The organism is Bradyrhizobium sp. AUGA SZCCT0160 (assembly GCF_018130105.1).
Classification (GTDB): domain Bacteria; phylum Pseudomonadota; class Alphaproteobacteria; order Rhizobiales; family Xanthobacteraceae; genus Bradyrhizobium.
The window spans coordinates 73587-91930 of record NZ_JAFCMD010000019.1 but is presented as its reverse complement, the minus strand read 5'-3'; the positions used below and the strand labels follow the sequence as shown (position 1 = coordinate 91930).

The 18344-nt window shown below is 62.8% G+C and carries 18 protein-coding genes and 2 tRNA genes; 11 read left to right on the top strand and 9 right to left on the bottom strand.

Annotated features, from left to right (window positions below):
- Positions 1-230 precede the first annotated feature (230 nt).
- From JQ558_RS26725 to JQ558_RS26700, 6 genes are all read left to right on the top strand, one after another.
- A complete protein-coding gene (locus tag JQ558_RS26725) occupies positions 231-1364 on the top strand; it encodes a glycosyltransferase family 2 protein (protein ID WP_212204691.1) in 1134 nt (377 codons plus the stop codon).
- Between the two features lie 7 nt (positions 1365-1371).
- Positions 1372-2910: a glycosyltransferase family 39 protein gene (locus JQ558_RS26720; protein WP_212295652.1), complete on the top strand. Its 1539-nt coding sequence runs from the start codon at positions 1372-1374 to the stop codon at positions 2908-2910.
- A gap of 81 nt (positions 2911-2991) precedes the next feature.
- Positions 2992-3687, top strand: a complete 696-nt coding sequence (locus JQ558_RS26715; RefSeq protein ID WP_212295651.1) for a DUF899 family protein — start codon at positions 2992-2994, stop codon at positions 3685-3687.
- A gap of 160 nt (positions 3688-3847) precedes the next feature.
- The gene (locus JQ558_RS26710; protein WP_212295650.1) at positions 3848-5149 is read left to right on the top strand and encodes an RtcB family protein; all 1302 of its coding nucleotides are present in this window, start codon (positions 3848-3850) and stop codon (positions 5147-5149) included.
- Between the two features lie 246 nt (positions 5150-5395).
- A complete protein-coding gene (locus tag JQ558_RS26705; RefSeq protein ID WP_212295649.1) occupies positions 5396-6544 on the top strand; it encodes a tlde1 domain-containing protein in 1149 nt (382 codons plus the stop codon).
- 238 nt (positions 6545-6782) lie between these two features.
- Complete coding sequence (locus JQ558_RS26700) at positions 6783-6944, top strand: hypothetical protein (RefSeq protein ID WP_192734082.1); 162 nt, start codon at positions 6783-6785, stop codon at positions 6942-6944.
- 107 nt (positions 6945-7051) lie between these two features.
- On the opposite strand, the gene JQ558_RS26695 is transcribed toward JQ558_RS26700, so the two are convergent.
- Positions 7052-7246: a hypothetical protein gene (locus JQ558_RS26695; protein WP_212204707.1), complete on the bottom strand. Its 195-nt coding sequence runs from the start codon at positions 7244-7246 to the stop codon at positions 7052-7054.
- Positions 7247-7479: 233 nt separating this feature from the next.
- Positions 7480-7659, bottom strand: a complete 180-nt coding sequence (locus JQ558_RS26690; protein WP_212295648.1) for a hypothetical protein — start codon at positions 7657-7659, stop codon at positions 7480-7482.
- Positions 7660-8061: 402 nt separating this feature from the next.
- On the opposite strand from JQ558_RS26690, the gene JQ558_RS26685 reads away from it, so the two are divergent.
- The 3 genes from JQ558_RS26685 (at position 8062) to JQ558_RS26675 (ending at position 9690) form a co-directional block, all read left to right on the top strand.
- A tRNA-Ser gene (locus JQ558_RS26685) sits at positions 8062-8130 on the top strand.
- 8 nt (positions 8131-8138) lie between these two features.
- A tRNA-Ser gene (locus JQ558_RS26680) sits at positions 8139-8202 on the top strand.
- A gap of 336 nt (positions 8203-8538) precedes the next feature.
- Positions 8539-9690 (top strand): slipin family protein, encoded by a 1152-nt coding sequence (locus tag JQ558_RS26675; protein ID WP_212274377.1) that lies wholly within the window; start codon positions 8539-8541, stop codon positions 9688-9690.
- Positions 9691-9773: 83 nt separating this feature from the next.
- On the opposite strand, the gene JQ558_RS26670 is transcribed toward JQ558_RS26675, so the two are convergent.
- The 4 genes from JQ558_RS26670 to JQ558_RS26655 all read right to left on the bottom strand — a co-directional run bounded on the left by JQ558_RS26670 (position 9774) and on the right by JQ558_RS26655 (position 12543).
- On the bottom strand, positions 9774-10058 hold the full coding sequence (locus JQ558_RS26670) for a HigA family addiction module antitoxin (protein ID WP_212295647.1): 285 nt from the start codon (positions 10056-10058) through the stop codon (positions 9774-9776).
- Between the two features lie 10 nt (positions 10059-10068).
- Positions 10069-10350 (bottom strand): type II toxin-antitoxin system RelE/ParE family toxin, encoded by a 282-nt coding sequence (locus JQ558_RS26665; RefSeq protein WP_212295646.1) that lies wholly within the window; start codon positions 10348-10350, stop codon positions 10069-10071.
- 137 nt (positions 10351-10487) lie between these two features.
- The gene (groL, locus tag JQ558_RS26660) at positions 10488-12134 is read right to left on the bottom strand and encodes a chaperonin GroEL (protein ID WP_212204715.1); all 1647 of its coding nucleotides are present in this window, start codon (positions 12132-12134) and stop codon (positions 10488-10490) included.
- Positions 12135-12225: 91 nt separating this feature from the next.
- Positions 12226-12543, bottom strand: coding sequence for a co-chaperone GroES (locus JQ558_RS26655; protein ID WP_212204717.1), 318 nt, complete (start codon positions 12541-12543; stop codon positions 12226-12228).
- A gap of 376 nt (positions 12544-12919) precedes the next feature.
- Here JQ558_RS26655 and JQ558_RS26650 point away from each other — a divergent pair, with 376 nt between their 5' ends.
- Together JQ558_RS26650 and JQ558_RS26645 are read left to right on the top strand one after the other, a co-directional pair.
- A complete protein-coding gene (locus JQ558_RS26650; RefSeq protein ID WP_192734078.1) occupies positions 12920-13207 on the top strand; it encodes an usg protein in 288 nt (95 codons plus the stop codon).
- A gap of 159 nt (positions 13208-13366) precedes the next feature.
- Complete coding sequence (locus JQ558_RS26645) at positions 13367-13942, top strand: cupin domain-containing protein (RefSeq protein WP_212295645.1); 576 nt, start codon at positions 13367-13369, stop codon at positions 13940-13942.
- Between the two features lie 114 nt (positions 13943-14056).
- Here JQ558_RS26645 and JQ558_RS26640 read toward each other — a convergent pair whose 3' ends face one another.
- The 3 genes from JQ558_RS26640 to JQ558_RS26630 form a co-directional block, all read right to left on the bottom strand.
- A complete protein-coding gene (locus tag JQ558_RS26640) occupies positions 14057-15394 on the bottom strand; it encodes an MFS transporter (RefSeq protein ID WP_212274380.1) in 1338 nt (445 codons plus the stop codon).
- A 12-nt stretch (positions 15395-15406) separates the two neighbouring features.
- Entirely contained in the window at positions 15407-15919 is a 513-nt protein-coding gene (locus JQ558_RS26635; RefSeq protein ID WP_212295644.1) for a PRC-barrel domain-containing protein, read from the bottom strand.
- An 87-nt stretch (positions 15920-16006) separates the two neighbouring features.
- Entirely contained in the window at positions 16007-18208 is a 2202-nt protein-coding gene (locus tag JQ558_RS26630) for an amylo-alpha-1,6-glucosidase (RefSeq protein ID WP_212295643.1), read from the bottom strand.
- Positions 18209-18344: the final 136 nt, after the last annotated feature.

Here is an 18344-nt window from a genome sequence, read left to right as displayed (position 1 = left end):
ACGACCATGAATAGGTTGGCTGCGCCGGATGTACGCGCGCCCTCTGTTCGTGGTCGTTGGCATTTTGGGGGTCTTTTTGGCCCGTTTTCCCCGTCCAGAAACCCGGTCCCGCGCCCCTGCTTTGGCGGCGGATTCGATTGCTGGCGCCGTCTTTCGTGGCGCTGGCGGCGCCATTACTAGTGCTGGCGGCGCCTTGGCATCCCCAGCGGCTGCGGATATACGCTGGCCCCATGAATCAAGCCATCAAACCGGGCCCCGAAAACCCGTCGCAGGCCGCCGGTTTGCCTCAGCTTTCGGTCGTCGTCCCTACCTTTAACGAGCGCGACAACGTCACCGTCCTCTACCGGCGGCTGGACGCGACCCTCAAGGACATCCCCTGGGAAGTCGTGTTCGTCGACGACAATTCCCCTGACGGCACCTGGGAAGTGGTGCGCGGCCTGGCGCAGAAGGATCCCCGCGTCCGCTGCATCCGCCGGATCGGGCGGCGCGGCCTGTCGGGGGCGTGCATCGAGGGCATTCTCGCCGCCAGCGCGCCCTATGCGGCTGTCATCGACGCCGATCTGCAGCACGACGAGGCCCAGCTGCCGAAGATGGTGGGCCTCTTGCAACGTGGCGAGGCCGAGCTTGTGGTCGGCAGCCGCTACGTCGAGGGCGGCAGCGCCGACAGTTTCAACAAGGGACGCGCCGGCATCAGCGCGCTCGCGACCGAAGTTGCACGGCGCGTGCTCAAGGTCGAGATCGCCGATCCCATGAGCGGCTTCTTCATGATCCGCCGCGACCGCTTCGAGCAACTGGCGCCACAGCTTTCGATCCAGGGCTTCAAGATCCTGCTCGATATCGTCGCGACCGCGCAGGGCAAGCTGCGCACGGTCGAGGTTCCCTTTACCTTCGGCTCGCGCCAGCACGGCGAGAGCAAGCTCGATTCGATGGTGGCGCTGGATTTCCTGGGTCTGGTGCTGGCCAAGTTCACTCACGACGTGGTCTCGCTGCGCTTTCTGTTGTTTGCGATGGTCGGCTCGATCGGCCTCATCGTGCATCTCGCGGCGCTGTTCATCGCGAACCAGCTCTTCAACATGCCGTTCGCGGAGTCGCAGGCCGTCGGCGCGCTGGTGGCGATGACCAGCAACTTCATCCTGAACAATTTTCTCACCTATCGCGATCAACGCCTGAAGGGCTTTGCCATCCTGCGCGGCCTGCTGCTGTTTTACCTCGTCTGCAGCGTCGGCCTGTTCGCCAATGTCGGCGTCGCGTTCTCGGTCTACGACCAGGAGCCGATCTGGTGGCTGGCGGGAGCGGCGGGCGCACTGATGGGCGTGGTCTGGAACTACGCGATGTCCGGACTGTTCGTCTGGCGCAAGCGATGATCCAAAAATGAATCCGAACGAGGCGCGGCTTGTCCTCAACACGGTTCTGACGATCCTGGCGCTGGTCGCGGTACGGCTGGTAGCCGCCGCCTACACGCCGATCACCTTCGACGAAGCCTATTACTGGATGTGGTCGAAGCATCTGGCCGGCGGCTATTACGACCATCCGCCGATGGTGGCATTCGTGATCCGCCTCGGCACCATGATTGCGGGCGACACCGAACTCGGCGTCCGTCTGGTCTCGATCCTCTTGGCATTGCCGATGAGCTGGGCGGTGTACCAGACCGCGGCCGTGTTGTTCGGCGGCAGGCGGGTGGCGACGACGTCGGCGATCCTGCTCAACGTCACGCTGATGGCCGCGGTCGGCACCATGATCGTCACGCCGGACGCGCCGCTCCTGGTCGCCTCGAGCTTCGTGCTGTTTTCGCTGGCCAAGGTGCTTCAGACCGGACGCGGTGCCTGGTGGCTGGCGGTCGGTCTCGCCACGGGCGCTGCGCTGTTGTCGAAATACACCGCGCTGTTCTTCGGCCCCGCGATCCTGATCTGGCTGGTGGTGGTTCCGAAACTGCGGCGCTGGCTGATCTCGCCATGGCCCTATCTCGGCGGCCTCGTCGCGCTCCTGATGTTCTCGCCGGTCATTCTGTGGAACGCCGATCATCACTGGGTGTCTTTCATCAAGCAGATGGGCCGGGCGCGGATCGAGGATTTCAGGCCGGCCTTCATCGCCGAATTGATTCCGACGCAGATCGCGTTCGCGACGCCGCTGGTATGGATCCTCGGCGCGATGGGTCTGTATGCGTTGTTTCAGCGCCGCGCCGGCGCGCTGCCGGCGCGCGTGCTGGTCAGCACCATGTTCTGGACCATCGTTGCCTATTTCGTCTGGCATTCGCTGCACGCCCGCGTCGAGGCCAACTGGTTCGCGCCGGTCTATCCGGCGTTTGTGGTCGCGGCGGCGTATGCGGCCCATCTGGTGCCATGGGAAAAGCGCGAGCAGCGCACCGTCAATTTCTGCCTGCGCTGGGCGGCGCCGACAGGCATCGTAATGTTTGCGCTGCTGATCGTGCAGGCCAACACCGGCATGCTCTCGGGTTATCGCCGCGACGCCACGGTGCGAAGCGTCGGCGTCGGCTGGCGCGAAATCGCAGGCGAGATCGAAGCGGTGCGGGCGCGCGCGGGCGCATCCTGCGTGCTCGCGCCGGATTACGGCACCACCGGCTGGCTTGCGTTCTATCTGCCGAATGGAACTTGCGTTGCGCAGCAAAGCCAGCGCATCCGCTGGGTCAACATGCCCGAGCCGACGGCGGCGCAGCTCGGCGGCAGGCAGCTGTATGTTCGCGAGGCCTTGCCCGGCGTTCATCCGTTGAAGGACGAGTTCGCCCGCGTCGAAAGGGTTGGCGAGGTCACTCGCAAGCGCGGCCCGCTCGTGGTCGAGACCTACGCGCTCGATCTGCTGGAGGGACCGAAGGGGGGTGTGCTCGACCGTTCCCCGCCGCCGGAACTGGCGTTGGAAACCAGCATTTTGCCGGCTTGGTTGCGCCGAAAATAGTCCGACGGTCATGTCGGAACGGCCGCATTGGGATCGTCTTGTAGGGAACCCAGCACGCCGTCCAACCGTGAGGTCATGCCCATGTCCGGTTCCAGCCTGAAGCCCGCCGCTGAACTCGCCCGCGGCAATACCGCGCGCATTCCCAACGAAAGCGCTGAATATCGCCGTGCCCGCGAGCAATTGCTCGCTGAGGAAATCGAACTCCGTCGCCACATCGAGCGCGTCGCCGAAATGCGCCGCGCATTGCCGCCCGGCGGTGAGGTGACGAAGCCCTATTCGTTCGAAGGCGAGGGCGGCCCTACCACGCTGTCGGGCCTGTTCGGCAACAAGCAGACGCTCGTGATCTACAGCTACATGTTCGGCCCGCAGCGTGAAAAGCCGTGTCCGATGTGCACCTCGTTCATGAGTACGTGGGAAGGAAAGCTGCCCGATGTCGAGCAGCGCATCGCATTCGTATTCGTGGCGCGTTCGCCGATCGCGCGATTGGTGGAAGCCAAGAAGGCGCGCGGCTGGACGCGGCATAAAGTCTATTCCGATCCGTCTGGCGATTACACCCGCGATTACGTCAGCGCCGCAGATGCCGATATGCCCGGCTATAACGTGTTCACGCGCCGCGACGGTTCGATCCGTCATTTCTTGTCCGGCGAAATGGGGCAGGGTACCGCCGACCCCGGCCAGGATCCGCGTGGGGCACCCGACCTCGATCCGCTGTGGGCCCTTCTGGACACCACGCCTGAAGGCCGCGACAAGGACTGGTATCCAAGCTTGAGCTATTGAAGGCTCGCTTTGCGAGCCGAAGTGAACGCGATGCTGACGGCGGGCCGCGTCCTATCAAAGCATCGCTGCCGATGAACCTAAGCGAGTTTTGGTGCGACGACCTATGCTCGGTGTAAGGTATGGCCGGCGACGTCCGGCAACCGTGGAAGAGGAAGATGCAATGCGGCTCGATCCCTATCAGGAGCGTGCAAGGGCCCTGGCGGTCGAAGCCGGGCTCGATCCCGATGCGAAGATCGATCGCCCCGGTCAGCGGCCGATCCCGGTCTGGTGCACGTTCCGCGACGCTGCCCGCAAGGCACAATTCACGGCGCAGGCCGCGCAATACCAGAACAGCCCGCGCAAGATCTTCGGCCGGCACGAGGATGCCACGATCGCGCAGATGCGAAACTGCATGGCGGTCGGCAATGCCGTGGCCGGTGTGATCTGCGCGGACGGTCACCTGGGATATGCCCAGCCGGTCGGCGGCGTCATCGCCTATGAAAAGCAGATCAGCATCTCCGGCGTCGGCTTCGACATCGGCTGCGGCAACATGGCGGTGCGTCTCGATACGCCGTTCAGCCGGATCGAAAGCCATGTCGGCACGATCATCAAGGACGTGCACAGGACGATTTCCTTTGGCGTCGGGCGGACCAACGAGGAGCGCGTCGAGCACGAGCTGTTCGACGACGGCGATGCCTGGCGCGAATCCGACATGGGCGCGTATCGGCAGAAGGCGGTGTCGCAGCTCGGCACCGTCGGATCCGGCAACCACTATGTCGACCTGATGCGCGACGAAGCCGGTTTTGTCTGGATCGGCGTTCACTTCGGCAGCCGCGGTCTCGGCCACACCAGTGCGACCCGCTACCTCAAGGCTGCGGGCGGCAAGGATGGCATGAATGTGCCGCCGGCTGTTATCGACGAGGACAGCGAGATCGGACGACGCTACATTGCGGCCATGCAACTGGCCGGGCGCTATTCCTATGCCGGCCGGGAGTGGGTGATTGAGCGCGTGCGCAAGATCATCGGCGGCAACGTCACCGACATGGTTCATAACCATCACAATTACGCCTGGCGCGAAAATCACGCGGGTAAGGATTTGTGGGTTGTGCGCAAGGGCGCGACGCCGGCCTTTCCGGGACAGCGCGGCTTCATCGGCGGATCGATGGGAGATGACGCCGTCATCGTCGAAGGCGTCGATGGCCCCGAAGCGAAGGCGTCGCTCTACTCGACGGTTCACGGCGCGGGCCGGATGTTCGGCCGCAGGGAAGCCAAGCGCAGGTTCACGCGCGTCGAGATGGATGCGTGGCTGCAGTCGCGCGGCGTGACATTGATCGGCGCCGATCTCGACGAAAGCCCGATGGCGTATCGAAGGTTGCCGGAGGTGCTTGCCGAGCATGCCGGCTCGATCAAGGTGCAGCACACGCTGCGTCCGTTCGCCGTCGTCATGGCGGGCGAGAATGAATTTGATCCGTTCAAGGATTGATTGCCAAAATGGGACACCCGGCCAACGGCCGGAAGTCCCGATCGCAGGGCAACCCCGCATGTTTACGGGCTGATTTGCGCATAACTTCCAATGATTTGCGCATGCCTTACATCTGCCCGCGTTTAATCTGCATTTAACTAAAACTCGCCTTAATGACGCTCCGTGTCTTTGCGAGATGCTGCCTGGGAACCTTTCGGGCGCGGCACCAAACAGGGACTTAGTAGAGTTGTTGTGGACGCAAGGCGAATGAGTACGAGTACCGGCGCGTTTGGCCTTGCGGCCCACAACCGCAAGAAATCTTCCCGGAAAGCCATTCCTCAGCATTTCCTCGGCGGCGTCGCGATCGCAGCCGTGGTGCTCGGCTGCGCCTGGACCGTTTACAGCAATATTTTCGCCTCCAGCATCTATCCCTCGGTCAACAGCGCGGCGTTCGATCCGCCCGTCGTCAAAAGCTCCACGATTGTCGCGTCGCGTCCGGCGCGGCGCGCCTTCAACGACGTGTTCGCGTCGCTGCCGCAGCCAGCCCCGAAAATTTCCGCGCCCGAGACCGTCTCTCCTTTGATTATGTTTAACGAAAGGTTTGCAGCCTCGGCGCCACAAGGCCAGGCGTCCAGGGCGATCGAAGCCACGCAAGTGGCGGAGGTCTCGCCGCCGGTCGATGTGAAGAAGACTGAAGCGCCCAAACTTGCCGAAGCGCCGAAGCCGAAGGAAGCCGCGCCGCAGGCGCCGACCCAGGTCGCCTTGAACGTTCCGGCTCCGGCGACCAAGCAGGCTGAAGCCAAACCCGCCGCGAAGGAATCCGGGGCTTCGGTCCGCGACATGGCGCAGCGCGCCAAGGCGGCGGTGATGTCGATTGCGTCCAACGACAAGCCGAGCATGGTCGAGAAATTGTGGGGCAAGCAGCACGCGCATGGCGGGTTGTTGGCCTACGCTTCCGCCGACGCCAGCGTCACCGGAAGCATCCCCGATACCCGTTCGCAGAATCCGATGCTGGGCGGATCGCCGCCCTACGACAAGCAGACCGCGGTCTACGACATCGCGGCGAAGAAGGTCTATCTGCCGGATGGCACCGTTCTCGAGGCGCATTCGGGCCTCGGCGCCAAGATGGACGATGTGCGCTATGCGCATGTGCGGATGCAGGGCGTGACGCCGCCGCATATCTATGACCTGAAGCCGCGCGAGGCGCTGTTCCACGGCGTGCCGGCGCTGCGACTGACGCCGATCGGCGGACAGGACAAGATCTTCAACCGTGACGGCCTCCTGGCACACACCTACATGCTCGGCGCCCGCGGCGATTCCAATGGCTGCGTTTCCTTCAAGGACTATTACGCGTTCCTGAACGCGTACCGGAACCAGGGCATCCGGCGTCTTGCGGTGCTTGCCAGGATTCAGTGACGTCGCTCGTCGTCCCTCCGAACGCAGGGGCCCATACCCCGCAGCGATCATTGTTGCAGAAGGTATCCAACGCTGGCGATCCTAACCGATCGGCCGTGGATGGGTCTCCGGGCGCGGCCTTAGGCCCACCGAAGAATGTGATTTTCGTAACAGTGCGACCGCCGCCGATCGATCATCGTTCCTATCACCGAGGCACTGGTGCATCGGTATCATTCAACCCAAGGTAGGAGGCGTAACTATGGATGAAATCGAAATCGCTGCGTCGGATACCGTGACTGATGCGGAACTCGATGAGGTCAATGGCGGCTTTATCTTCATTTTGGTGGGTGCGGCGGCGTTCAGCACCGGCTTTTTCGCCGGCTACGGGGCGGTCAGGTTTGCACAGGACATGTCGAAATAACGCAGTCCGTCTGAAAGAAACGAACGGAGGCCCCGTCCCACTTGCGGGGCTTTCTGCGCTCCGGGCCGCAACGTAACAGAGGCTCGTCCCTGCGATGTACAGCCTCCTTAGGCTGTATGTCGAAGAGAACTTCCATGATGCTTGAAGAATAGGTCAAGCTTTACAGGTTCGCCGCTATCTCGCCAGAACAGTTTTCGATTGAGGCTGGCCGCCACCGCGAGGCGGTGGTGGCCGCCGATCAGAACATGGTCATCCGTTGCTTTGGCGATGATTTCTCCGTCTTCGTCCACGATGATTTTCATCTGCCGCCTCCAATCCAAGGCCACCGATCAGCGCCGCCGCGATGGTGCGCATGCTATCTAACCTCGTAAGGGCTCCGGGCGTTCCATCCCACGAAGATCACTCTTTCCGGATAACAGGCGCCACAGGTCCCCGCACAAAGCCGCGCCCCCAGGAGCCTGCTTCGGATTACGGACGAGCGCCATCGTTCGACGGTCCCGCGCCTACAGGTCGTCACAGTTCTTCTTGTTTAGCCCTAAGTGAGTTGCCGCATAATCTGTTGAAACATTCGGGCCGGATCGTTCTGGCCACCCGCTCCTGCTTTGATTTGGGTGAAGGCGCGCAAGGGGAGCGGGAGCCAGCCGCCAGCCACCGCATCGAGCGCTTCGGCGGACAGCTCGCGCGCGCTCTTCGCATTGATTGCATTTCCAGTCATCACAGTTCTCCTTTGATTTAGCCGGCGCGATCATCCAACGCTGGTGCGGCCACGTTTAGCGTCAACCCTCTCGTCGCGAAGTGACGGCGACCACACCGCCGGCCGTCGCGCGCATCGACAAGGCGCGACACGACGCGGGTAGGCTTCGCGAGTGCATCAGCGTCACGGCGCGGACAGCCGAGCGGACGGCACCACGTCATCGAAGTGCGCCGAATGGGCACGTTGGTTCGCTGAATGGCTGTGACGGGGAGTCACAGCACATCCGGAATTTGAAAAACACGCTTGCAACTGAAAGATGTTTCGTTTATTAGCCCGCTCCTTCGCTAGGCCATGGGTTCGGGCTCTCTGAGATCCCGACTGGCGCGAGCCGGTGTCCGGTTTCGTGTTCCGCCGAATGAAGACGCGAGGTGTAGCTCATGGAGAGCATCGGGGTGATACCCGAAGGCATCGGTTCGATTCCGGTCTCTTGCATAACCGAAGGATAGCTCAGTGGTAGAGCAGATGACTGCTAATCATCGTGACGCGGGTTCGAATCCCGTTCCAACGCTCCGGTTCAGTCTAAAAAACTGAATTTCCCATTGAAGGGGACCGGACGCGCGCTTCAGTCGCAGTCCGGCCGCATTGCCGCAAGGCTCTTCGTCCGAACCTAGACACTGTACGAACGGCTCTGCGCCGCGGTGGATACCGCTTGCGCTGACGCCGGGAATACCGTTCGAACGCCCGACCTTCGTCGGGCGATTGCGCGCGTGCGCCCGTCGTCATGCAAGCTCAAACCACGGCCCGCCGGGCTTTCAGGAAGCGCCGTTCGCGTCCTCCGTTCCTTCTCGACGGAACCAGCTTTCCGACCTCTGGCCGGAAAGCCCATGATGGAGGCGTGCCATGAACTGGCATTTCCTGATGACGCATGTGACGGTGAAGGATGGTGAGCGCGCGTTGCTGACGCGGAACGGCAGGCTCGAGCGCGTGCTTGGTCCCGGCCGGCATCGGCTGTTCGATCCGCGCAACGAACTGACGGCAGAAGTATTCAAGGTGGTTCGCGCCGAATTTCCGGCGGAGCGTTACTTGGTGCTGAAGGCTGCGCGGCCTGATCTGGCGGCCGAGCTGTTCGAGCTTGTCGAGACCAAGGCAGACGAAGTTGCCATCGTCAACCTCGACGGCCGTCCGATGCAGCTGATGACGCCCTGGCAGGCGCGCGTCTACTGGAAGGTCGCGACATCGGTCGATGTCGAACGCATCGACCTGACCGGCGATGTCAGGGTGACGGCGCGTCATCTGGCGATGATTGATCGTAACCGTTCGGTGGTCGTGACGGAGGCCGTGGTCGAGAACCACGAAGCCGGTCTGCTCTATGTCGAGGGCCGGCTGGTGGAGCGGCTTGCGCCCGGCCGGCACGCGTTCTGGATCGTCGGCCGCAAGGTCGAGGTCAAGCGTCTCGATCTGCGGCCTCAGGCGGTCGAGATCACCGCGCAGGAAATGCTGACCAGGGACCGCATCGCGCTGCGGGTGACCTTGACGGCGTTTCGCCGGATCGTCGATCCCGAGCGGGTCGTCGCCGTGGTGCCTGACGTGGATGCGTGGCTGTACCGGCTGGTGCAGTTCGCGATCCGCGAAGCGGTTGCAGGCCGCACGCTCGACGAGGTGCTGTCAGCAAAGGCAGCGCTCGATGCGGAGCTTCGCGACTATGTCCGCGAGCGTATCGCGGACAGCGGTGTCGAGGTGACCGAGCTCGGCGTCAAGGACGTGATCCTGCCCGGCGAGATCCGTGAGCTGGTGAACAAGGTGGTGGAGGCGGAGCGGGTGGCGAAGGCCAATTTGATCCGCCGGCAGGAAGAGACCGCGGCGACGCGGTCGCTTCTGAACACCGCCAAGCTGATGGAAGAGAACCCGCTGCTGCTGCGGCTCAAGGAACTGGAGTCGCTCGAGCGGCTGGTGGAGAAGGTCGGCCGCATCGACCTCCACGCGGGTGACGGGCAGGGCTTTGATGCCCTGCTCACCAAGCTGGTTCGCCTGAAGCCCGCGGAAAGCGCGTAAGCAAAGAAGGGTCGCCTACGGGCGGCCCTTCGCCTGCGGGACGGGCGGGGTAGGCCGTCAGTTGTGCGCTATTCGTAAACTCGTCAGGCCGCCGAGCGTGGCACGATTTTCTTGTAGCTATGGGTCTTCTCGGCCTTGGAGAGATCGTATGCTGCTTGCAGGTTCAGCCAGAAGCGGGGGTCGGTACGAAAATAACGCCCAAGCCTGATCGCGGTGTCAGCCGTGACATCGCGCGTGCCGCGCATGATCTCTGTCAGGCGGTTGGCCGGAACACCCAGCTCTTTCGCCAAGGCTCGTGCAGAGAGACCCAGTGGCACCAGATATTCTTCTTTCAACACTTCGCCTGGATGGGTTCGTAACCGCGCCATCGCCGTCTCCTTAATGATAGTCCACGATCTCCACCGCCTCCGGACCGTCTGATGTCCAGCGGAAGCAGACACGCCACTGCCGGTTGATACGGATGGAATGCTGACCGCGGCGGTCGCCTTTCAGTGCATCGAGCCGGTTGCCAGGCGGCGAGAGCAAATCATCCAAGCGGGTCGCTGCGTCCACCATATCGAGCTTGCGCAACGCGACAGCCTCGATGCTCCGCCAGCGCGCCGGACAGGCGCCATCACGAAACAATTGTTCCGTACCCCTGTCAGCAAAGCTGCGGATCATGGAAAATAGTATCCGATACGTATCGCATAACGGTCAAGAGGCATTCAGCGCGGGGCGTCCTCGGCCCCTACAAACAAAAACCCCGGCATCGCTGCCGGGGTTTTGCATTCTTTTGACGTTCGCCTGGATGGCTGGACTTAGAAGTCCATGCCGCCCATGCCGCCGCCCGGGGGCATGCCGCCCGCGCCGCCGCCGGCGTTCTTCTTCGGCAGTTCGGCGATCATGGCTTCGGTGGTGATCAGCAGAGCCGCAACCGACGCTGCGTTCTGGATCGCCGCACGAACCACCTTGGTCGGGTCGATGATGCCCTTGGAGACCAGGTTGCCGTATTCGCCGGTCTGCGAGTCGAAGCCGTAGTTATACTGGTCCTTCTCGAGGATCTTGCCGACGATGACGGAGCCGTCTTCGCCTGCGTTGATCGCGATCTGGCGGGCCGGCGCGGACAGCGCCTTGCGCACGATCTCGACGCCGGTCTTCTGGTCGTCGTTCGCGGTCTTGATGCGCTTGAGCTGCTCGGAGGCGCGCAGCAGGGCGACGCCGCCGCCCGGCACGATGCCTTCTTCAACCGCCGCACGGGTCGCATGCATCGCGTCATCCACGCGATCCTTGCGTTCCTTGACTTCGACTTCGGTCGCGCCGCCGACGCGGATCACCGCGACGCCGCCTGCGAGCTTGGCCAGACGCTCCTGCAGCTTCTCACGGTCGTAGTCCGAGGTGGTTTCCTCGATCTGCGCCTTGATCTGCTGCACGCGCGCTTCGATGTCGGCCTTCTTGCCGGCGCCGTTGACGATGGTGGTGTTTTCCTTGTCGATCATCACCTTCTTGGCGCGACCGAGCATCTGCAGCGTGACGTTCTCGAGCTTGATGCCGAGATCTTCCGAGATCGCCTGACCACCGGTCAGAACCGCGATGTCCTGCAGCATGGCCTTGCGGCGATCGCCGAAGCCCGGAGCCTTGACGGCCGCGACCTTGAGGCCGCCACGCAGACGGTTGACGACGAGGGTGGCGAGAGCTTCGCCTTCGACGTCTTCCGCGACGATGACCAGCGGCTTGCCGGTCTGCACCACGGCTTCGAGCAGCGGCAGCAGCTCGTTCAGCGAGGAGAGCTTCTTCTCGTTGATCAGGATGTAGGCGTCGTCCATTTCAACGCGCATCTTGTCGGCGTTGGTGACGAAGTAGGGCGAGATATAGCCGCGGTCGAACTGCATGCCTTCGACGACGTCGAGTTCGGTTTCGAGCGACTTGGCTTCTTCAACCGTGATGACGCCCTCGTTGCCGACCTTCTTCATGGCGTCGGCGAGGAACTTGCCGATTTCGGCGTCGCCGTTGGCGGAGATGGTGCCGACCTGGGCGATTTCCTCGTTCGAGGTGACCTTCTTGGAGTTCTTGACGAGGTCGGCGACCACGGCTTCCACCGCCAGGTCGATACCGCGCTTCAGATCCATCGGGTTCATGCCGGCGGCAACCGACTTGGCGCCTTCACGGACGATCGCAGCCGCGAGCACGGTTGCGGTGGTGGTGCCGTCGCCGGCAGCATCTGCGGACTTGGAGGCGACTTCGCGCACCATCTGCGCGCCCATGTTCTCGAACTTGTCGTCGAGCTCGATTTCCTTGGCGACGGTGACGCCGTCCTTGGTGATGCGGGGAGCGCCGAACGACTTGTCGAGCACGACGTTGCGGCCCTTGGGGCCGAGCGTGACCTTCACGGCATTGGCGAGAATGTCGACGCCGCGCAGCATGCGGTCGCGGGCATCAACGCCGAATTTGACTTCTTTAGCTGACATATTTGATTTCCCTGAGTTGAACTTGGTGTCTCACCTCTTCGAGGGGCGCCGCGCAGGCGCTCCTCAGGGGTGAGCGTGTGCGGACTTTGGCTTAGGCGGCCTTCTTCTTGGTCGCGGGAACGTCGGTGAGGACGCCCATGATGTCGCTTTCCTTCATGATCAGCAGCTCCTGGCCGTCGATCTTGACCTCGGTGCCGGACCACTTGCCGAACAGAACGCGGTCGCCGACCTTGAGGTCGATCGGGATCAGCTTGCCAGCTTCGTCACGGCCGCCCGGGCCCACGGCGACGATTTCGCCCTGCGAGGGCTTTTCCTTGGCACTGTCCGGAATGATGATGCCGCCAGCAGTCTTCTCTTCGGCGTCGATGCGCTTGACCACGACGCGGTCGTGAAGCGGACGGAATTTCATGCAGTCCTCCTAAACTTTTGCAAATGTTGTCGATTTTGGCGTCTTGGCAGTCCGGGCAGGCGAGTGCCAGCCCGGCTGCGGGTGATTTAGGCCAGTCTTGTTCGGGGGACAAGGGCTTCTAGCAGAAAAATTGGCACTCAAATATGACGGCTGCCAATTTCATTCATCATAATTAATCACGGTAAACGCCCGCCGACCCCGTATTAGCACGTGCGGTAAGCTGCTGCTAACGCATGAATTTTCAACAGTTCATTAAACATTTAGGCTTGTGATGGGTTGGTATCGTGCGTCACATTTCTCTCATGTGAGCGCATCTCCGCCGGGGTGGCTCGGTGTGGCCACCACGTGAAATGCGCTTCCGACAATGGAGGTTGGCATGGTCTCGCGGGTTGGGGTTGTTTCCGACGATTTCCGGAAGCAGGTGCTGGGTTATGGACTGACGACGGCGGAAATTCTCTATCGGCTGCCGGATCATCCCTCACTGCTGCAAACCTACGTCTGGCAGAACTACGATCTGTTTCCGAAATTTCCGGCGCTGAAAGATTTTCTGGCCTTCTGGCAGGAAAAGCTCGACGGCCCGCTGTATTCGGTCACGGTCGCGCATTCCAAGCTGATCAAGCCAGCCGAGCTTCGCGCCGTGGACGGCGTGTTCAGGCTGCATTGAGCGGAAAGGATTGTAGTTTGTAGGGTGGGTTAGGCGAAGCCGTAACCCACCATCATCAGTCGCTGCATCAACGGTGGGTTACGCCTTCGGCTAACCCACCCTACGAAACCGATTTTGTGCTAGCCTCTCCCCACCAAACGATCAGGGGAGGCAAGAAAAATGGCCAAGCAAAAAGCGACATCGAAAGCCGCAGCCAAAACCGCGGTGAAGAAGAAATGGACGGGCCTCGGCACGGCAGCCAAATCCACAGCCCGCAAGACCATCGCATCAAAAGGCCGCGTCGCCACGGCCAAATCGAAGGCGGCAGCCAAACCAGCGGCGAAGGCCGTAGCAAAGCCGAAGGCTCGGCCGAAGCAGCGCATCGCCATCAGCCATCACCGAGATGAGGATTTCAAGGCCGACGGCCTGCGTACCTATGCACAGTACCGCGATCTCGGCATTGCTGCGGCGACCCATGGCCTGGCGCAGGCGCATGTGATCCGGCTGATCGGACCCTGCAACCCCGAGGAAGTTTCAAAACTGCATTACCACGACGTCGAATTCCAGATGGTCTATGTGCTCAAGGGTTGGGTGAAGACCTACATGGAAGGCCAGGGCGAGACCTTGATGAAAGAGGGCGGCTGCTGGACCCAACCGCCGCGCATCAGGCATCTGATCCTGGATTATTCCGACGACGTCGAATTGCTGGAAGTGATTTTGCCGGCGGAGTTCAAGACGGTGGAATTGGGGACGTAAGACGCCGTCATTCCGGGGCGACGCGTAGCGTCGAACTATGGTGCGCAATTGCGCACCTGAGAATCTCGAGATTCCGGGCTCGTGCTTTGCACGCCCCGGAATGACGAAGGGGCCTCACGCCCGTTTCGTTTCCGGCATCACGAACGCGATCAGGCAAAGCCCTAAACATCCGATCGCGGACAGGCCGAGGAAGGCCGTGCTGTGTCCGAAATGGTCGCTGACATAGCCGGCCAGGACATTGCTGCAGGAAGCCCCGATGCCGACCGCCGTCCCCACCACGCCCTGGGCGAGGTTGAAATGGCCGCTGCCGAAGGCGATGTCGGCGACGGTCAACGGGATGAGAACGCCGAACACTGCGGCGGTAACGCCGTCAAAGAATTGCACGGCGACCAGCAGATAGGGATCGGTGACGGTTGCGAACAGCACGCCGCGGATGGCGAGCGCGGTGAAGCCGATCAGCAGCAGCGGCCGGCGGCCCCATTGCTGGGCCTTGCGGCCGACCGATGGCGACGTCAGCGCCACGATCGCCTGGGGCAGGATGATGCACGCCGCGATCAGTACCGGCGCCCACTGGGTCGAACGAGTCGTCACGATACCGGCCATCAAGGGCAGCATCGCCGCGTTGGCGAGCTGCAGCAACATCACGGCGCCGGCAAAGATCAGCAGCGGGCGCTGGCGCAGCAGATGCAGCACGCTGGTGGCTTCGGGGTCCGGCTTGGCGCGGACGATCGCGCCATGGGCCTGTTCCGGATCGATTTCGCGATCTTTGATCCGGGATAGCGCTATGATGGTGAAGATCACCAGAACGAAGGTGGCGAGAAACACCGAGCGGCTGGAGATGAAATAGCCGCAGGCCCCCATCAGCGCCGCGGCAACGCCGTTGCCGATTGACGCGAACCGCGCATTGCGCCCGAGCCGTTCGCCGATCGCGGCCGGTCCGACCAGTCCAAGGCTGATCGCGGCGATCGCCGGGCCGAGCACGCAACTCGCCAAGGCGTGCAATGTCGCCGCTGCCGCGATGACGGGAAAGATCGGCCATGCCGCATAGGCCAGCGCTGCGACTCCGATCGCTGCGACCGCGAAACCGGCGACCAGCCGTTCTCTCCGGGCAGCGTCGATGATGGCGCCGCCCGGCATCTGGCCGATCAGCCCGACGATACCGCCGATCGACAGCACCAGCCCGATTTCGACCTGGGTCCATTTCTGCGTCGTGAGGTACACCGCGACGAACGGACCAAAGCCGGTCTGGACGTCGGCGAGAAAGAAGATGAACCAGTCGAGGCCGCGCTGGCTTTGCGCCGAAGGGTGCGGCTCGGGCGATGCCGGCGGCGGCGGTGACGTGTCGCCGCGTTCATCGATGGACGGCGCGCCCCGCGTCTCACCGGCAAAATCCTTGCCAAGATCTTTGGCAGAATCTTTGGGATATGGGTTCGGGCGCGCGGACAGTGGCATTCTCCTCCGCGGTCAGTGATCGAATTGCAGGGGTTGCAGACTGCCGGTGGCGCCGAGCACCACGATCGGCGTATCTTCCTTGTATTCGGGTGCGGCCTTGACCTGTTCCAACGTCAATTCGAGCGTCATGCTTTCCTTCTTGTTGGTAACTTGTCCGAAGTGGAGTGCGTTCCAGTCGACGACGATCTTTCGGCTGCCGACGCCGAGAAAGCCGCCGAAATCGATCACCGCGGCGCGCACGGTTCCGGAGCGATCGACGATCACGTCGACGATGCGCCCCATGTTCTCGCCCGCCGTGCTGCGGACATCGCGTCCGAGAATCCCGCGTGCGTCCGCCGCCCGGATGACCGTGACGGAGGGCGGGGGCGCCGGCTCTTTCGGCGCATCCGGCGAGGCCTTTGCCGCCGGACTTGGTGCGGCGGGAGCCGGCGGACCCTTGTCTGGTTCCTGCGCTACCGCCAGTGCGCCGAGAGATATCGCGCTCCACACCAGAACGGCTGCCGTGATTTTTTGCCCTGAACGCATGCGGTCTCCTGAACCTCTCACGGTTGCGCAGAGGTGACGAACCGGCCGCAGCTGGTTTCGTCACCATTTCCCCAAGTACGGTCGCGGTCAGCGCGACAACACGATCGAGACCTGAACCCGGCCGCGCGTCCGCATCATTTCGAGCGATACGTCGTCGCCGTGACGGCGCAGGCGAAGGTCCACGCTGGAATCGCCAAGCCGCAAGTCACGCAGCACGACCTCGTTCAGGAATTCCGGCAGACGGGGATTCCGCAGGCGGATTTCGCCGGCCCGCGCATCGAATTCAAGGCCCAGCGAAGCTTCCAGCAGCGTGAACGGCGTCGCGCTCGCCCATGCCTGCGGCGAGCACGCCACGGGATAGAGCGTCGGGCCAAACCGCCGCTCCCGATGGAAGCCGCAGAACAATTCCGGCAATCGCCGCAGGTCCATGTAACTCGCCGCACCGAACAATCCCTTGAACAGGTGTTCGACGGAATGTTTCAGGCCGTAGCGCGCAAGGCCCAGCGCGATCAGCGCGTTGTCGTGCGGCCAGATCGAACCGTTGTGGTAGGACATCGGATTGTAGCGGGACTCGCCCAATGCCACGGTACGAATGCCCCAGCCGGTGAAGAAGCGCGGCCGCATCAGGTCGGCGGCGACCATGCGCGCGCGGTCCTCGCCAATGATGCCCGTGAACAAGAGCTGGCCGGCATTGGATGTCCGCACCTTGCACGGCCGCTTGGCGCCGTCGAGCGCGAGCGCGTAGGTGCCCATATCAGGGCACCAGAACGCCTCCTCAAAGCGTGCGGCAAGCTCCGTTGCCTCCTCATCGAGCCTGCGCGCCTTCTCCGCAAAGCCAAGCTGGCGCGCGCAACGTGCCGCCAGCCGTTTGCCGGCGAAGACGTAACCCTGAACCTCGCACAGGGCGATGTGGCCTTCGGCCAACTGGCCATCGGCATGAAAGATCGCGTCGAAGGAATCTTTCCAGCCCTGATTGGCGAGGCCCTGGTCGGATGCGCGCTGATATTCGACAAAGCCGTCACGATCAGGGTCGCCGGGACCGTCGATCCAGGCCAGCGCGGCCTCGATCGCGGGCCACAGTTCGCGCAGCGTGTCCTCGTCGCCGGTGCGCTCGAAATAGAATCCCGCCAGCAACACGAACAGCGGCGTGGAATCGACGCTGCCGTAATATTGCGCGAACGGCACTTCGCGCAGCGCCGCCATTTCGCCGCCGCGCATTTCATGCAGGATCTTGCCGGGTTCGGCATCGTTCAGGGCATCGACGGTCGTGGCCTGATAGGCAGCCAGCCGTTTGAGCACGCCGCAGGCCACACGCGGGTCAATCCACAGCATCTGCAGCGCGGATATCAGGCCGTCGCGGCCGAACGTGGTTGAATACCAGGGAATGCCGGCATAGGGATAGCGGCCATGCGCGGTGTCGGTCATCAGCATGTTGAGATCGGCCATCGACTGGCACAGCACTTCATTGAAGATGCTGTTCGAGGTTTCGACGCTGGCGGCGCCCGCGGTCGAACGGCGCATTTCGCGGCGATGTGCGAGCAGGCCATGCATGAACGGCGCCGGCCGATGCTCCGCGGCATAGTTGCAGGTCACCGCAACGAACACCGAGGTAAGCTGCTGCGGCTCGAGCGCGAAATGATAGCTGCCGCTGTTCACCGCCAGCAGGGTCGGGCGCGGGTCGAAATGCAGATTGGTCGTTCGCGCCTCGCCGTCGAGGCCGCGATACTCGAACCTGACATCGGCGGGGCTGAGCAGTTCGCTGGTGCCGGTGCCGCGGCGCGGGCGCCTGGCGCCGCGCACCTCGAACAGATCGGCGAAATCATTGTCGAACAGGAAGGTCAGATCGATGTGTGCGGCCCGGTCGCCATGGTTCTGGACGGCGATCCGCTGATAGGCGGTGCCGCGCCACAGGAAGATGGTGCGCACGATGTGGATCAGATCCTTCTGCAGGACGATCCGGTCGCCGTCATAGATGTCGGGATTGGTGAGGTCGATCGTCAGCGCGGAATTATCGTCGCGCAGGTTGGAGCCGAGCAGCAATGGCTGGGTCTGGTTCAGCAGGAGCTCGAGCCGCGCCAGATAGCGGGTATCGGCATTGAACAATCCATCGGGTCCACCGGCCGAAGCACCGATGTCGCCGTGGCTGTCGAGGACGATGAACGTATCGTCATGCTTGAGGGTGCGGCGCGGCCGTGCGGCCTGGCCGGTCATGGGAATGTAGAACGGCGATTCCGTGATCTGCTCGGCGAGAGGAGTATCCGCCCGCTGGACGTTGGCTTTGGTGGCCATGCGTAACCTCTGTCCTGTAACTCTAGAGCCTTTTCCGTTCCGATTAAACGGAACGGGCTCTAGATTCCTGATTTGACGCGTTTCATTGACGCCAACCGGTATCCAATTCGCTGGAAAGCACTCTGGCGGATACCGC

Excerpts from the sequence above, each read along its gene's own strand:
- JQ558_RS26640 (WP_212274380.1), bottom strand. The coding sequence starts at position 15,394 with ATGCCACTGTCCGCGCGCCCGAACCCATATCCCAAAGATTCTGCCAAA.
- JQ558_RS26655 (WP_212204717.1), bottom strand. The coding sequence starts at position 12,543 with ATGAAATTCCGTCCGCTTCACGACCGCGTCGTGGTCAAGCGCATCGAC.
- JQ558_RS26710 (WP_212295650.1), top strand. The coding sequence starts at position 3,848 with ATGCGGCTCGATCCCTATCAGGAGCGTGCAAGGGCCCTGGCGGTCGAA.
- JQ558_RS26705 (WP_212295649.1), top strand. The coding sequence starts at position 5,396 with ATGAGTACGAGTACCGGCGCGTTTGGCCTTGCGGCCCACAACCGCAAG.
- JQ558_RS26670 (WP_212295647.1), bottom strand. The coding sequence starts at position 10,058 with ATGGCGCGGTTACGAACCCATCCAGGCGAAGTGTTGAAAGAAGAATAT.
- JQ558_RS26725 (WP_212204691.1), top strand. The coding sequence starts at position 231 with ATGAATCAAGCCATCAAACCGGGCCCCGAAAACCCGTCGCAGGCCGCC.
- JQ558_RS26650 (WP_192734078.1), top strand. The coding sequence starts at position 12,920 with ATGGTCTCGCGGGTTGGGGTTGTTTCCGACGATTTCCGGAAGCAGGTG.
- JQ558_RS26700 (WP_192734082.1), top strand. The coding sequence starts at position 6,783 with ATGGATGAAATCGAAATCGCTGCGTCGGATACCGTGACTGATGCGGAA.
- JQ558_RS26690 (WP_212295648.1), bottom strand. The coding sequence starts at position 7,659 with ATGACTGGAAATGCAATCAATGCGAAGAGCGCGCGCGAGCTGTCCGCC.
- JQ558_RS26695 (WP_212204707.1), bottom strand. The coding sequence starts at position 7,246 with ATGAAAATCATCGTGGACGAAGACGGAGAAATCATCGCCAAAGCAACG.
- JQ558_RS26645 (WP_212295645.1), top strand. The coding sequence starts at position 13,367 with ATGGCCAAGCAAAAAGCGACATCGAAAGCCGCAGCCAAAACCGCGGTG.
- JQ558_RS26630 (WP_212295643.1), bottom strand. The coding sequence starts at position 18,208 with ATGGCCACCAAAGCCAACGTCCAGCGGGCGGATACTCCTCTCGCCGAG.
- groL (WP_212204715.1), bottom strand. The coding sequence starts at position 12,134 with ATGTCAGCTAAAGAAGTCAAATTCGGCGTTGATGCCCGCGACCGCATG.
- JQ558_RS26635 (WP_212295644.1), bottom strand. The coding sequence starts at position 15,919 with ATGCGTTCAGGGCAAAAAATCACGGCAGCCGTTCTGGTGTGGAGCGCG.
- JQ558_RS26720 (WP_212295652.1), top strand. The coding sequence starts at position 1,372 with ATGAATCCGAACGAGGCGCGGCTTGTCCTCAACACGGTTCTGACGATC.
- JQ558_RS26675 (WP_212274377.1), top strand. The coding sequence starts at position 8,539 with ATGAACTGGCATTTCCTGATGACGCATGTGACGGTGAAGGATGGTGAG.
- JQ558_RS26715 (WP_212295651.1), top strand. The coding sequence starts at position 2,992 with ATGTCCGGTTCCAGCCTGAAGCCCGCCGCTGAACTCGCCCGCGGCAAT.
- JQ558_RS26665 (WP_212295646.1), bottom strand. The coding sequence starts at position 10,350 with ATGATCCGCAGCTTTGCTGACAGGGGTACGGAACAATTGTTTCGTGAT.